The organism is Methylobacterium nodulans ORS 2060 (assembly GCF_000022085.1).
Lineage (GTDB): Bacteria > Pseudomonadota > Alphaproteobacteria > Rhizobiales > Beijerinckiaceae > Methylobacterium > Methylobacterium nodulans.
The window spans coordinates 7,651,375-7,665,245 of record NC_011894.1; the positions used below are offsets into that span (position 1 = coordinate 7,651,375).

Consider the following 13,871-nt stretch of genomic DNA (forward strand, 5'->3'; position numbering starts at 1 on the left):
GCCAGGATCCCCGGCTGCGGACTAACTCGACGCGGTCAGCCGTCGCAGAACCGCGAGGGGGAGCCTCCGGAAGAGGCGGTCGACCGGAAGACGCCCGCCCTCGGGCCCGAGTTCCTGTCCGGTGACGAGATCGCGCCAGCGGCTGCCCTCCTGTACGGGGAGCACGGTACCGAAAAAAGCCTCTCCGAAGCGGGGCAGGTCCCCGGCCAGATCTGCCACCTGCCGCGGCACGACGACGAGGAGTTCGCCGCCCGTGGCGGCCTCGCCGCGGATGAAGGCGAGCAGCTGGCGCGCCCGCGACCCCTCCGCCTCGACCGGGCGGTAATCGGCATCGGCGTAGAAGGTGGGCTCGGCCGCGCGGTCGGCGAGGAGCCGCGCCAGGACCGCCTGCTTGATCCGCCCGTCCGGCCATTGCGCCAGCATCTCGTCGATGGGGCCATCCTCCGCCAGCGCGCGCGCCCGGGCCGCATAGTCGACGGGCCGCCGGTTGTCGGGATCGACGAAGGAGAAGTCCCAGAACTCGGTGCCCTGGTAGGTGTCGGGCAGACCCGGCAGCGTGCATTTGAGCACCGTGCGGGCGAGCCCGGTCACCATCCCGGCCTCGGCGAGGCGGCGCGCGAAGGGCCGGAAGGCGGTGAGGAATTCGGAGCCCGGCGCGATGAGCGCATCGAACAGCCCGGCCACCGCGCCCTCGTAGGCCTCGTCGATGTTGACCCAGCTCGACCAGCGCTTGCTCTCGCGCAGGGCCTTCTCCGCATAGGCGCCGAGGCGCTGGCGGAACGCCTCGACCGTGCCTGCGTCCGAGACGTCGTCGAGGAGGTCGAGGGGCCAAGCGCCCAGGATCGCCTGGAAGAACATCCACTGGTCGTTGGCGTCGGGGGCGGGCTCGCCCTCGAGTTCGGTGAGATGCGGCTCGGCGATCTCCCGCCAGCGCGCCCATTCGGCCTGCCAGAGCTCGGGCATGGCCGAGAGCGCGAGGAGGCGCGCGCGGGCATCCTCGCCGCGCTTGGTGTCGTGCGTCGCCGTGGTGATCAGCGCATTCGGCCAGTCGCGGGCGCGGGCCGCCTGGAGGGCGTGGAAATGCTCCGCGGTGAGGCCGTACTCGCCGGGATCGCCGCCCACCTCGTTCAGCGCCAGGAGCTCGACGAAGCGGTAGAACAGGGTGTCCTCCAGGCTCTTCGCCATCACGGGGCCGGTGAGCTGCTGGAAGCGGCGGCGCACGCGGCGCACGATCTCGGGCGAGGGCCGGCCCGGACTATCCGTGTCGATGCGCCCGAGGAGCACGCTCTGGGCGAAGTCGTGGACCGAGCGGTCGGGCAGGCGCGAATGGCGCTTGGCCTTGCGCACCGCCCCCTCGATCAGCCGCACGTCCTCGGCCTCCAGCTCGTCCCCGTCGAGGTCCTGGGGCATGTAGCTGCGATAGACGGGGAAGCGCGCCACGATCTCCGTGAGGGCTTGGCGCAGCGCGTTGACCGAGAAGTCGCGGGTGCGCCGGTCGGCATCGGCCACGCGCTTGAGGTCGGAGGTGAGGACCTCGAGCTCGCTCGCGAAGCTCGTCTCCAGGATCTCCGCCTTCACCTGCCGCAGGAGCACGCCATAGGGCTCGTCGGTCCCGGTCGCCTCCGCGTAGAAGGCGCGCACCGCCTCGCGCTTGTCGCGGTCGACGAACAGCCCGTCGATCTGGTTGAGCACGTCGTAGCCGGTGGTGCCGGCGACGAGCCAGGGCCGCAGCCGCTCGCCCGGCTCCAGGATCTTCTCGACCACGATGTAGAAGCCGGGGCCGACCGCCTCCTGCAGCGCCCGCACGTAGCCGGCCGGATCGGCGAGGCCGTCGATGTGGTCGATGCGCAATCCGTCGATCCGCCCCGCCCGGATCTGGCGGAAGAGCATCGCATGCGCGCCCTCGAACACCGCCGGGCGCTCGACGCGCAGGCCCGCGAGGGAATTCACGTCGAAGAAGCGGCGGTAGTTGATGTCGCTCGCCGCGACCCGCCAATGGGCGAGCCGGTAGGATTGCGCCTCCAGGATGCGGTGGAGCGCCCCGAAGCTGTCGGGATGGCCCTTGAAGCCGTTCACCAGCGCCACGGCGCGGTCGATCGCCTGCTGCAGCTCGGGCGAGGACTTCACCGCCTCGGCGAGGCGGTGCTTGAGCCCGTCGGCCTCCGCCGGGAAGCCGGCGAGGCGCTCCGGATCCGTCTCCTCGCTCATGCGGCGCAGGCGCTCGGAGATCGCCAGCACCTCGGCGGAGGGCTCGTCGCCGGCCTCCGGCAGGGCCGCCAGCGCCCGGTCGAGCACGATCGGATAGCTCAAGGGGCAGATCGGGAACTTGTGCTCGTGGTGCCAGACCGAGAAGCCGCCCTCGGCCGGATCGAAGGTGAGCTTGAGGTCGCCCTTCTCCAGGGCCTCGCCGTAGCGGTCGCCCAGGAACGGCACCACGAGCTTGTTGTGCGCGCCGATTCGCTCCCAGTCGATGTCGAAGGCCTCGGAGGCGGGCGAGAGCGCTCCCCATTCGAGGACCGAGAGCCACCAGGGATTGTCGGCGCCGCCCACGCCCATGTGGTTGGGCACGATGTCGAGGAGGAGCTTCAGCCCGTGCGCCTTCAGGGCGTCGCTGAAGCGGATGAAGGCCGCCTCGCCGCCGAGCTCCGGATTGATCTCGCGGTGGTCGACGATGTCGTAGCCATGGGTCGAGCCGGGCCGGGCCTTGTGGATCGGCGAGGCGTAGACGTGGCTGATCCCGAGCTTCGCGAGGTAGGGCAGGATGCCGACCGCGTCGTCGAAGGTGAAGTCCTTGTGGAACTGCAGGCGGTAGGTCGCCCGCGGCGGCTCGGAGGCGAGGCGCGCGGCGCCCGAGCGCGGGCCGCGATCCTCCGAGGCGAGCGAAGCGGCGAGCTTGGCGAGCGGCCCGCCCGGCGCCGCGATGGCATCGAGGTCCCGGTCGAGCTTGCGGCGCCAGTTCGGGTAGCCGTCGGTGATGCCCGGCATGTTGGCCTGGCTCACCTCGCCGAGCACGTCCTCGTACTGCACGGCGGTGAGCACCGAGGGGGCGCGGGCGAGATAGCGGGCCGCCGCATCGAAGGGCGGCTGGTCCGGGGGCTCCGCGCCCGGCTGCAGGTTCTCGCTGTGGAGCGCCTCGGTGAGGCGCCGCCGCTCGGTCACGCGCTCGGCCCGCTCCGCATCCGCCCGCTCGCCGTCGTAGAGGCCCAGCGACTGGCGCAGATCCGTGTCGACCCCCCGCCACCAGCCGACGAAGGTCGGCAGGTCGTGCGTGGTGATGGCGCAGAGCGCGTCGCGCGGATAGGCCTCCGGGCTCTTGAACGAGCCGCCCTCGCCCCGCTCGAAGGCGAGGATGCGGTAGCTCAGGATGCCCGCCTGCATCAGCGCGTCGGAGAAGCCCTGCGGCGCCGTGCCGAGATCCTCGGCGATGACGAGGCACTTCGCCCGGTGGCTCTCGAGCCGCAGCACCGCCAGCATCGGCTCGAAGGGCATCGCCACATAGGCGCCCGCCTTCGCCCCCTGCCCCGCCGGGATCAGGTAGAGCCTGGCGAGCTGGAAGGCGTGGTCGATGCGGATCGCGCCCGCGTGGCGCATATTGGCCTGAACCAGCGCCCGGAAGGCCGCGAGCCCGTCCCGCTCCAGTTCGAGGGGATCGAAGGGCGGCAGACCCCAATCCTGGCCGTTCGGGGCGAGGAGGTCCGGCGGCGCGCCGATGGACAGGCCGGTGGCGAAGCGCTCAGGGTTCGACCAGACCTCGGACCCGCCCCGGTCGGCCCCGACCGCAAGGTCGCGGTAGAGGCCGAGCCGCATGCCGGCGGCCTGCGCGGCGGCGGCCGCCGCCGCGAGCTGCCGGTCGGCGATGAACTGCAGCCACGCGTAGTAGGCGATGCGCTCAGGGTGCTCCGCCGCGAAGGCCAGAACCGCCGGCGTGCCGTTGCGGCGGTATTCCTCCGGCCACTCGCCGAGCCAGGACGCCCCCTGGCGGCGGAAATGCTCGGACAGGGCATCGAAGGTCGCGTGCGCTTCGAGGCTCTCGCCACCCGCGGCGCGGAAGGCCAGGAACTCCGTATCCTGCCCGGCCCGGGCGCGGGATTCCTGCCAGAGGGCGTCGAGGACCGGCCCCAGCACCTCCCAGACGCCAGCATGGTCGACGAGGGCGGCTTCCCGCAGCCGCTCCACCTGCGGGCGCATCGCGTCGAGGAGGGAAGCGGCCCGGCTGCCGGCGAAGCCCGGCACCGCCTGCGGGTCGATGTAGAGGGTTTCGAGGAAGAGCCGCGAGGAGGGCGAATAGGGCGAGACCTTGTGCCGGTCGCTCGGAAACAGCGCGTGGACGGGACTGAGCCCCAGGAAGGCCGCGCCCCGCGCGCCCGCGTCGGTCGCCGCCCGGCCCGCATCCGTGTAGGTGCCGATGCCGAGATTCTCGGCCGAGCGCAGGCCGTAGAGCTGCACGGCGAGGCCCCAGTCCCGGGCGCCCTCCTCGCCGAGCGCCCGCGGGCGCCAGCAGCGCTGGGGCGCGGCGATCACGGTCGCCTCGGCGCGCTTGTCACCCAGCGTCACGGTGAGGCGGTGATAGCCCGGAGTCAGCGGCGGCAGGTCGAAGGCGGGTGTCCCGCCCCCGAGAGCGATCGGGGCGCGGCCGTCCCGCGCGCTGCCGCGCTCGTCGACGACGCGCCAGTTCAGGGTCCCGTTGCGGTCCGCCCGCACGGGCACCCGCGAGGCGCGCCTGGCCTCGACCGGCACCAGCGGCGGCACCAGGCCATGGCGCAGGGCCTCGATCCGCGCGAGGCTTGAGCGGGCCTCCTCCTCGGTGCCGGAGGGCAGGCCCAGGGCAGCGAGCACGCCGCGCCGGGCGTCGAGGGGCGTCTCGATTGGGCTGCCGAAGGCATCGACGTAGTCGGCGGCGAGGCCCGCGAGCCGGGCGAGCCGCGCGACGACATCCTCGGACACGGCCATCACGCCACCTCTTTCGCGAACAGGCCGGCCCAGGCGGGCAGGACGATCTCGCCGCCCTCGCGACAGGTCGCGGCCGGCGAGGTCCAGATCACCCGGCCCGCCGGCATCGGCAAGGCGAAGTCCGCGCCGAAATTGGCGACGAAGCGCAGCGTGCCGCGCCCGAAGCGCCAGGTCACGTCGATCACGTCCGGCCGCGGCAGCGCGGCCCGTCCGCCGAGCCAGTCCGACTTCGTCAGCGGCACGATCTCGGCCCGGCGGAGCGCCAGCAGCGAAGCGGTGTCGGCCAGCACCTCCCGGTGGGGCGAGCGCTCGCGCTCCGCCCAGTCGATCTTCGAGCGCCGGAAGGTATCTTCCGCGGTCGGGTCGGGGATGGCCTTGGCCTTCTCCTCATCCGCGAAGGCCGCGAAGTGGCGGAACTCCCGGCGGCGCCCGTCGCGCACCGCGCGGTTGAGATCCTCGTCCGGCGCGAAATCGACGAAGAACAGGAAAGGCGCCGAGGCCGACCATTCCTCGCCCATCCACAGCATCGGGATCTGGGGCGCCAGCAGCAGGCCCGCCCGGGCGAGTGCGAGGCGCTGCGGATCCGCGAGGTGGCTCAGGCGCTCGCCCATCGCACGGTTGCCCACCTGGTCGTGGTTCTGCAGGAAGGTGACGAAGGCGCAAGGTGGCAGGTGGCCGGAGGGCTCGCCGCGCGGGTGGTTGTCCAGGGTGCGGAACGGCTCGCCCTGATAGGCGAACCCCTCCGCGAGGCTGCGGGCGAGATGCGCCACGGGCCGGTCCGCGAAGCTCCCGTAATAGCCGGCATCCTCGCCGGTGAGCAGCACGTGCCAGCCGTGATGGAGGTCGTCCGCCCATTGGGCGGTGTGGCGCACGGGCTTGCCGCCCTCCCCTCGGGTGAGCCAGCGTGCCTGGTTCGCCTCGTTCTCCAGGATCAGGTGGATCTCGCGCTGCGGGAACGCCGCGCGGATGCGCTCGGAGAGCTCGGCGAGGAAATGCGTCTCGGAATCGTCGAGGATCGCGTGGACGGCGTCGAAGCGCAGCCCGTCCGCGTGGAATTCCTCCAGCCAGTACAGGGCATTGTGCAGGAAGAAGTCCCGCACCGGCCGCTCCGCCCCGTCGAAGTTGATGCCCGCGCCCCAGGGGGTCTGGTGGCGCTCGGTGAAGAAGGTCCTGGCGTAGGAGTGGAGGTAGTTCCCGGCCGGACCGAAGTGATTGTAGACCACGTCGATGAAGACCATGAGCCCGAGCGCATGGGCATGGTCGATCAGGCGCTTGAGGTCGTCGGGCGTGCCGTAGGCGGAATCGGGCGCGTAGGGGAGCACGCCGTCGTAGCCCCAGTTGCGCCTCCCCTTGAAATCGGCGAGCGGCATGAGCTCGAGAGCCGTCACGCCGAGGTCGCGCAGCGTCTCGAGCTTCGCGGTGAGGCCCGCAAAGGTGCCCTCCGGCGTCGCGCTGCCCACATGGGCCTCGTAGATCACCGCCTCCTCCCAGGGGCGCCCGCGCCAGGAGCCGTCGCTCCAGGCGAAGGCCCGCGGATCGACGATCTCGCTCAAGGACGAGACGTCGTCCGGCTGGAAGCGGGAGGCCGGGTCCGGCACGACGAGGTTGCGGTCGATGCGGAAGCCGTAGCGGCCGCCGGGCTTCGCGGTCGGCAGGGTGAGGCGCCGCCATCCCTCGCCTTCCTCCGGCATCGGGTGCTCGGCGCCGTCGAGGAGGAGGGAGACGTCCCGGGCCGTCGGTGCCCAGAGCGCGAAGCGCACACCCTCCGGTTCGATCTGTGCGCCGAAAGGCATGCTGTGCGCGCGCCGCATCGGATCCACCATCCTTCGTGCCGTTCGGTTGCGGGAGGCGTCCCGGCATTCTCCCGCTGAGGCAATCCGCCGAGCTTGCCCTGGTTCCGGGGCCAACTCAGCCACGACCGACGAGGTATGGCGGCGACCGCACGGGGCAACCGGCCGCGCTTACGCTCGGGCAGATTTTCCCGGCCGCGCCATGTGCCGGCTGAACACCAGGAGCGCGCGCGCGGGCATCGTCACCGTGCCGCCGATGCGGACCGGCTCGTGTCCGCGGGGCCGCCCGTCCGGAACCGAGGTGTCGAAGAGCGGCGTCCAGGGGCCGCCGATGACCCGGGCGAGGTGGAAGGCGACCGGGTCGGGCGCCGCATTGGCCAGGAACAGCAGGCGCTTGCCGTCCGGCGCGTCGTTGCCGACCTGCATGCCGAAGGCCCGCCGGCTGCCATCCGCCCAGGCCGCCGCATCCATCTCCTGCCCGCAGGGCGAGAGCCAGTGCACGTCCTTGAGGCCGGCTTGCGTCACCGCCTCGCCGGTGAGGAACCTGCGGCGGCGCAGCGCCCGGTGGTCGTGGCGCAGCGCCAGCAGGTTCCTCAGGAAATCGCTCAGCGCCGGATCGCCCCCATCATCCTCCCAGTCGACCCAGGAGGTCGCGTTGTCCTGGCAATAGGCGTTGTTGTTGCCGCCCTGGCTGCGCGAGCGCTCGTCGCCCATCAGCAGCATCGGCACGCCCTGCGCCAGCACGATCGTGGCGAGGAGGTTGCGCTTCTGGCGCGCGCGTAAGGCCAGAATCGCCGGATCGTCGGTCGGCCCCTCGACGCCATAGTTGCACGAGACGTTGTGGCCGTGGCCGTCGCGGTTCCCCTCGCCGTTCGCCTCGTTGTGCTTGTGCTCGTAGGAGACCACGTCGGCGAGGGTGTAGCCGTCATGCGAGGTGATGAAGTTGACGCTCGCGCCCGGCCCGCGCCCGGAGGGCGCGAAGATCTCCCGCGAGCCGGTGAGCCCCTGGGTGAGGCGCGGCAGCTGGCCGTCGTCGCCGCGCCAGAAGCCGCGCGTCGCGTCGCGGAACTGGTCGTTCCAGTCGCTCCAGCCGATCGGGAAGCCGCCGAGCTGGTAGCCGCCCATGCCGAGGTCCCAGGGCTCGGCGATGAGCTTGACGCGGGAGAGCACCGGGTCCTGCAGCATCGCCTGGAGCGCTGCGGCGCGCGGCGAGAAATCGTGCGGCGCGCGCGCGAGGCTCGATGCGAGGTCGAAGCGGAATCCGTCCACCCGGTAGGCCTCGACCCAGTGGCGTAAGGAATCGAGCACCATCTGCATCACCCTGGGATGGGCGACGTCGAGGGTGTTGCCGCAGCCGGTGAAGTCGAGGGTCTCCCGCCGGTCGTCCGGCCGCAGCTTGTAGTAGGCGGCGTTGTCGATGCCCCGGAAGGACAGGCTGGGGCCCGTGCGGTCGGCCTCGCAGGTGTGGTTGTAGACGACGTCGATCAGCACCTCGATCCCGGCCGCGTGGAGCTGCCGGATCGCGGCCTTCAGGCCCGGGATCCCGGCGGGGCCGAGATAGCGCGGCTCGGGGGAGAAGTAGTTGAGCGGCGAGTAGCCCCAGAAGTTCGACAGGCCGCGCTCCACGAGGAAGCGGTCGTCGACGAAAGCCTGGATCGGCAGGAGCTCGATCGCCGTGACGCCGAGGCGCAGGAGGTGCTCGACGATGGCCGGATGGCCGAGCGCCGCATAGGTGCCGCGCCACGGCAGCGGCACGCCCGGATGGGTCTGCGTGAAGGCCCTGACATGGGCCTCGTAGATCACGCTGTCGACAAGGGGCCGGCGGAGTGGCGGATCCTCCGACACCGGCGCGTCCGGCGCCGTGACGACGCCCTTCGGCACCATGGTGGCGCTGTCGCGCCGGTCGATCAGGTCGTCCCGGTGCAGGCCCCGCCGGTAGGCGTAGACGGCGTCGTGCCAGCGCACCCGCCCCTGCAGCTCACGCGCATAGGGATCGAGAGAGAGCTTGTGCGGGTTGAAGCGGTGTCCCTGGCCGGGATCCCACGGCCCGTGGACGCGGTAGCCGTAGAGCTGACCCGGCAGCATCCCCGCGAGATAGCCGTGCCAGATGTCGTCGGTCCGCCGCGGCAGGCGGATCACGTCGGTCTGGTGACGCCCGGTCGGATCGAACAGGCAGAGATCCACCGCGGTGGCATGGGCGGAGAACAGCGCGAAATTCACCCCGCGCCCGTCGAAATGGGCGCCAAGGGGAGCCGGCAGGCCGTCGTCGAGGGCGATCATCCCGCCTTCATCGACGCGCAGCTGGCCTATGGTCAAGCCTCGCGCCGCGGCGGATGGGGCAGGTCGTCTACTGTGCCGCCTCGGCCGCGGCCGGCGGCTCGCGCTCGATCGTCCGGAAGGCTTCGAGTTCGGTCAGGTAGGTGCGGGCCCACCAATCCACGTCCTCGCGGGCCAAACGCTCGACCATCGGCTTCCAGCGCTCCAGGCGCTCGGCCTTCGGCATGTAGAGCGCGGCGCGGATCGCCTCGGCGACCTCGAACCGGTCATACGGATTGACCAGGAGCGCCTCGGGCAGCTGGCGGGCGGCGCCTGCGAATTTCGACAGCACGAGGACGCCCGGATCCTCCTCGTTCTGCGCCGCCACGTATTCCTTGGCGACGAGGTTCATGCCGTCGCGCATCGGCGTGACGAGGCCGACCCGCGCCGCCCGGTACAGTCCCGCCAGCACGGCGCGCGGATAGGCCTTGGTGACGTACTGGATCGGCGTCCAGGACGGCTCGCCGAGCGAGCCGTTGATGTTGCCGAGCACCTCGTTCACGTCGCGGCTGAGCTGCTCGTATTCGGGCACCTCGGTGCGCGACTTCGGGGCGATCTGCAGGAACACGACGTTGCCGCGCTGGTCGGGGTTGGAGGCGAAGAAGCGGTCCACCGCCTCCATGCGCTCCGGCACGCCCTTCGAATAGTCCAGCCGGTCGACCCCGATGAGCAGCTTGCGGGTGCGCAGGCCCGCCACCGTGTCCCGCACGGTCCGGTTCATGCCCGCCCGGTCCGCCGCCTGCCGGAAGCCCTCCACGTCGATGCCGATCGGGAAGCTGCGGATGCGCGTGCGGCGCCCGTCGACCATCAGCGAGCCGCCGCCGAGCGGGATCGCCCGCAGCTCGTCGACGAGGTTGCGGGAGAGATTGTGGACGTCGCACTCGGTCTGGAGGCCGATCAGGTCGTAGTCGGCCACCGCCCGCAGGAGCTCGTTCGAGGCCGGCAGGGTGTTGAACACCTCGCCGGACGGCCAGGGAATGTGGTGGAAATAGCCGATCGGGTTCGCCACGCCGAGGCCGCGCAGCTCCGAGGCGAGCGGGATCAGGTGGTAGTCGTGCACCCAGATCAGGTCGCCGGGCTCGATCAGCCCCGCGAGGGCTTGGGCGAAGATGCGGTTGACGCGCTGGTAGCCCGCATAGTCGGCCCGCGAATAGGCGGCGAGGCCGAGCCGGTAGTGCATGATTGGCCAGAGCGCCCGGTTGGCGAAGCCGCTGTAGTACTCGCGATGGTCCTGGGGCGAGAGGTCCATCACCGCGTAGCGGACCCGGCCGCGATCGGCGATGGTCGGGGTGTCGGCGGGCTGCTCCGCGATCTTGCCGCTCCATCCGAACCACAGGCCCCGGTAAGCGGTGAAGGCTTCCTTCAGCGCGACCGCGAGGCCACCCGCCGCGACGGCCTTGGATCCCGCTTCCGGGACGGCGACGCGGTTCGAGACGATGATCAGGCGTGACACGGCGGTTACGGACTCCCTGAGCGGGGAAGGGTTCCGGCTCCGGTCCCTCCCTCACGGCACGAGCGTAGAACGCGCGGCATGCAAGCGCGATCCGCGGTCCGTGGTCAACCCTTGCCGAACGCATCGGTTGCAGAAGGGCGCTCCGGCCGGGGGGCGGCGCTCCACAGGATTCCCGGCCGCCTTCGCAGGGCCGTCACGCAGGATGTCCAAGCCGGAGCACGGGATTCCAGAACTCCGGGAGTACCGGATTCCAGTGAGTACGGGATTCCAGAACCCCGGGAGTACGGGACTCCGGAACCCCGGGACGCGGCTGCGGTTACTCGCACACACTGCTCAGCGCGCCGGGCGCGGGTCCGACGCGCCATGACGTTTCCAAGGAGTCCCAGTGATGAGCGCGGGTTACCAGAACGGGCAACACCAGACGCAACGGGCCGGGGCGTCCGCGGATCACCCCGCCGACTGGACGGAACTGCGCGAGGACGTGCGCCAACTCGGCGACGTCGCCATGGAGCGCGGCTACAGCCTGGTCGAGGCCGCCCGCGAGCAGGTCACCGGCTATGTGGGCCGGCGCAAGGAGGATGCCGCGCAATCGGTCGCCGAGCTTGCCCACGCGCTGCGCCAATCCGGCGACGGCCTGGAGAGGCAGCCGAACGTGAAGGCCTTCTTCGACAGCGCGGCCGAGGGGCTGGAGCATCTCTCCGATTCGATCCGCGCGCGCAGCTTCGAGGAGTTCTACAGCGACGTCGAGGCGGTGGCGCGGCGGCGTCCCGCGGCGGTGGCGATCGCGAGCTTCGTCACCGGTTTCCTGGCGGCCCGCTTCATCAAGTCCTCGGCCCATCCGCCGCACGCGATTCCTAAGCGTGACGCCTCCTCGGCCGAGCGCCGGCCCGGCATGCGCCACACGGCCTGAGGGAGACGCCCATGGCCGAGCCCGGCAACGGCAGCATCCAGGGCCTTCTCGCGGAGGCCCTGCGCGAGACGACCGATCTCGCCCGCAAGGAGATCGCCCTCTTCCGCACCGAGATGTCGAACAACCTGAGGACGCTGTTCCTCGGGCTCGGCATGATGGTGGGCGCCGCGGTCTTCGCGGTCGTCGCCCTTCTCGTGCTGGTCGACGCGCTGGTGAAGTGGCTGGCGACCGTGGTCCATTCCGAGGCGCTCGCCGCGCTCATCGTGGGAGGCGTGTTCCTCGTCATCGCGGCCGGCCTCGCGCTCGCGGGCAGACGGGCGATGTCGCTCTCGGCGCTGACGCCGACCCGCACCACGCGCCAGGTCCGCCAGGACGCCCGCGTTCTGTCGGAGAGGGTTTCCGGATGACCCAGTCGATCTCGGATCTCGAACAGGACATCGAGCAGACCCGCGCCCGGCTCGACCAGACCATCGACCGGATCCAGGATCGGCTCTCGCCTGCGAGCATCGTCGACGAGATGCTCGGGACGATGCGCCAATCGCCGATGAGCGGCCTCTATGACGGGGCACTGGCGGCCGTGCGGCGCAACCCGGTGCCGGTGATGCTGATCGCCGCGGGCGTCGGCTGGCTGCTGCACCGGATGTCGGAGGATGCGCGCCGCCGCCGCCATATCGAGGCGACCGCCCGCAGCGCCGAATCCGTGCCCGTGCTCAACGACGGGGCGGCACGCGTCTACGATCCGGACCGCCCGACCGACCACCCGGCCGCGGACGCGATCGCCAGCCCGCATTCCGCCCGGATCTGACGAGGGCCGGGCCGCGCGCCCCGCGGACCGCCCGCCAACCAAGGAAGTTGCAGAGATGGCAGACCATACCGTGAAGCCCGCCTCCCCCGATTCACCCTCCGCCCAGGTGCCCGGCGCAGGGCCCGAGCGGAATCTCCATCAGGACCGCGACAGCGTGACGGGCGCCGCCGGTCAAGCTGCCGGCGACGTGCGGGATGCCGCCTCCCAGGCGTCCGGCCAGGCCGCGGACCTCGCCGCGAAGGTGAGCGAGACCGCCGGGCAGACCGCCGATCAGGTCCGTCAGGCCGCGGATGCCGCCGCCGAGCGCCTGAGGCGCACCGCGAGCGATGCGGTCGCGCAGGCCCACGAGCGGGCGAACCAGACCTACGGCGCCGTCCAGCAGCGCGGCTCCGAGGCCCTCGATCGCGCCCGCGATCTCGCCAACGACGCCATCGAGAGCGGCGCGCGCCGCTATGCGGACCTGCGCGAGCGCGGCGCCGCGCGGTTCTCGCGCGGGCAGAGCGCAGTCGAGCGGTTCGTGGGCGAGAACCCGCTCCTCGTCGGCGTCGTCGGCCTCGCGGCCGGCTTGCTCCTCGGCGCCCTGCTGCCGCGCACGCGCCGCGAGGATCAGACCGTCGGCGCCTGGGCGGACGAAGTGCGCGACCAGGGCCTGCGCTACGCCCGCGAGGCGACCGAGCGCGGTCGGCAATTCGTCGAGACGGCCCTCGATCAGGCGCAGGATGCGGCTTCCGCCGCCGCGAACGCCGCCTCCGACGAGCTCAAGCAGCGCGGGACGGAAGGATCTTCCGCACCGCGGCCGGGCGGGCCGACGATCCAGACCCATTGAGGCGCGTCGACCCGCGTGGTTTCCGTCCGGGGCGCATGCCGCGACAGCGGCATGCGACTTGAGAAAGCGCGGCATCTCGCCTGGAGCGATTTCGAGATCGAGGCGAAGCAGGAGAACCTCGGCGGGCCGGCGCCGGCGCTTGCGGCGGAGTGAGCCCGCCTCGACGCCCCGGCTCCCGCACGGTATCGATGGACCGCCATGCGAACCGCCGATTGCGACATCCTCCTCGTCCCGGGCTTCGGCAATTCCGGGCCCGACCACTGGCAGAGCCGCTGGGAGGAGCGCCTCTCGACGGCGCGCCGCATCGCGATGCCCGATTGGGACCATCCCGATCCCGGGCCGTGGCGCGACGCGGTCATCGCGGCCGTCCAGGCGGCGACGCGGCCGGTGGTCCTGGTCGCCCACAGCCTCGGCGTGGTCTCGGCGGTTCAGGCCGCACCCTACCTGCCGCCGGGCTCGACCCGCGGCGCCTTCCTGGTGGCGCTGCCCGATATCGAGCGGCCCGACACGCCTGCCCTGCTGCACGCCTTCGCGCCGATCCCGCGCGATCCCCTGCCCTTCCCCGCCGTTCTGGTCACGAGCCGCACCGATCCCTGGACGGCCTATGACCGTGCCCACGAATTCGCGGCGGCCTGGGGGGCCGAGCTCGTCGATGCGGGCGAATCCGGGCATCTCAACAGCGAGAGCGGGCACGGGCCCTGGCCGGAAGGGCTGATGCGGTTCGCCGGGTTCCTGCGCGCGCTCTGACCGAGACTCCGCCTCGCCCGCCCCGCCCTTTTCGGGCCCGTTCGGGCCTGCACGACTGCAGCGTCAGAAGGAGA

General features: G+C 71.7%; 9 protein-coding genes. 5 read left to right on the top strand and 4 right to left on the bottom strand.

The genetic code is table 11. The features are described from left to right. Positions 1 to 21 precede the first annotated feature (21 nt). The 4 genes from MNOD_RS35715 to MNOD_RS35730 form a co-directional block, all read right to left on the bottom strand. A complete protein-coding gene (locus MNOD_RS35715) occupies positions 22 to 4,950 on the bottom strand; it encodes a malto-oligosyltrehalose synthase (RefSeq protein ID WP_015933838.1) in 4,929 nt (1,642 codons plus the stop codon). Continuing rightward, positions 4,950 to 6,761 carry a malto-oligosyltrehalose trehalohydrolase gene (gene treZ / locus MNOD_RS35720; protein WP_015933839.1) on the bottom strand — a complete coding sequence of 604 codons (1,812 nt, stop codon included), beginning with the start codon at positions 6,759 to 6,761 and terminating at the stop codon, positions 4,950 to 4,952. Before treZ ends, MNOD_RS35715 begins: the two co-directional genes overlap by 1 nt. Before the next feature lie 150 nt (positions 6,762 to 6,911). Beyond that, a complete protein-coding gene (gene glgX / locus MNOD_RS35725; protein ID WP_015933840.1) occupies positions 6,912 to 9,020 on the bottom strand; it encodes a glycogen debranching protein GlgX in 2,109 nt (702 codons plus the stop codon). A gap of 67 nt (positions 9,021 to 9,087) precedes the next feature. Next, entirely contained in the window at positions 9,088 to 10,509 is a 1,422-nt protein-coding gene (locus MNOD_RS35730) for an alpha,alpha-trehalose-phosphate synthase (UDP-forming) (protein WP_015933841.1), read from the bottom strand. A gap of 388 nt (positions 10,510 to 10,897) precedes the next feature. Here MNOD_RS35730 and MNOD_RS35735 point away from each other — a divergent pair, with 388 nt between their 5' ends. The 5 genes from MNOD_RS35735 (at position 10,898) to MNOD_RS35755 (ending at position 13,797) form a co-directional block, all read left to right on the top strand. Beyond that, positions 10,898 to 11,419: a hypothetical protein gene (locus MNOD_RS35735; protein WP_015933842.1), complete on the top strand. Its 522-nt coding sequence runs from the start codon at positions 10,898 to 10,900 to the stop codon at positions 11,417 to 11,419. An 11-nt stretch (positions 11,420 to 11,430) separates the two neighbouring features. Next, complete coding sequence (locus tag MNOD_RS35740; protein ID WP_015933843.1) at positions 11,431 to 11,826, top strand: phage holin family protein; 396 nt, start codon at positions 11,431 to 11,433, stop codon at positions 11,824 to 11,826. After that, complete coding sequence (locus MNOD_RS35745) at positions 11,823 to 12,224, top strand: DUF3618 domain-containing protein (protein ID WP_015933844.1); 402 nt, start codon at positions 11,823 to 11,825, stop codon at positions 12,222 to 12,224. The genes MNOD_RS35740 and MNOD_RS35745 overlap by 4 nt, the downstream gene beginning before the upstream one ends. A 55-nt stretch (positions 12,225 to 12,279) precedes the next feature. Then, positions 12,280 to 13,050, top strand: a complete 771-nt coding sequence (locus tag MNOD_RS35750) for a hypothetical protein (protein WP_015933845.1) — start codon at positions 12,280 to 12,282, stop codon at positions 13,048 to 13,050. Positions 13,051 to 13,248: 198 nt separating this feature from the next. Beyond that, positions 13,249 to 13,797: an RBBP9/YdeN family alpha/beta hydrolase gene (locus MNOD_RS35755; RefSeq protein ID WP_015933846.1), complete on the top strand. Its 549-nt coding sequence runs from the start codon at positions 13,249 to 13,251 to the stop codon at positions 13,795 to 13,797. The last annotated feature ends 74 nt before the right edge of the window (positions 13,798 to 13,871 follow it).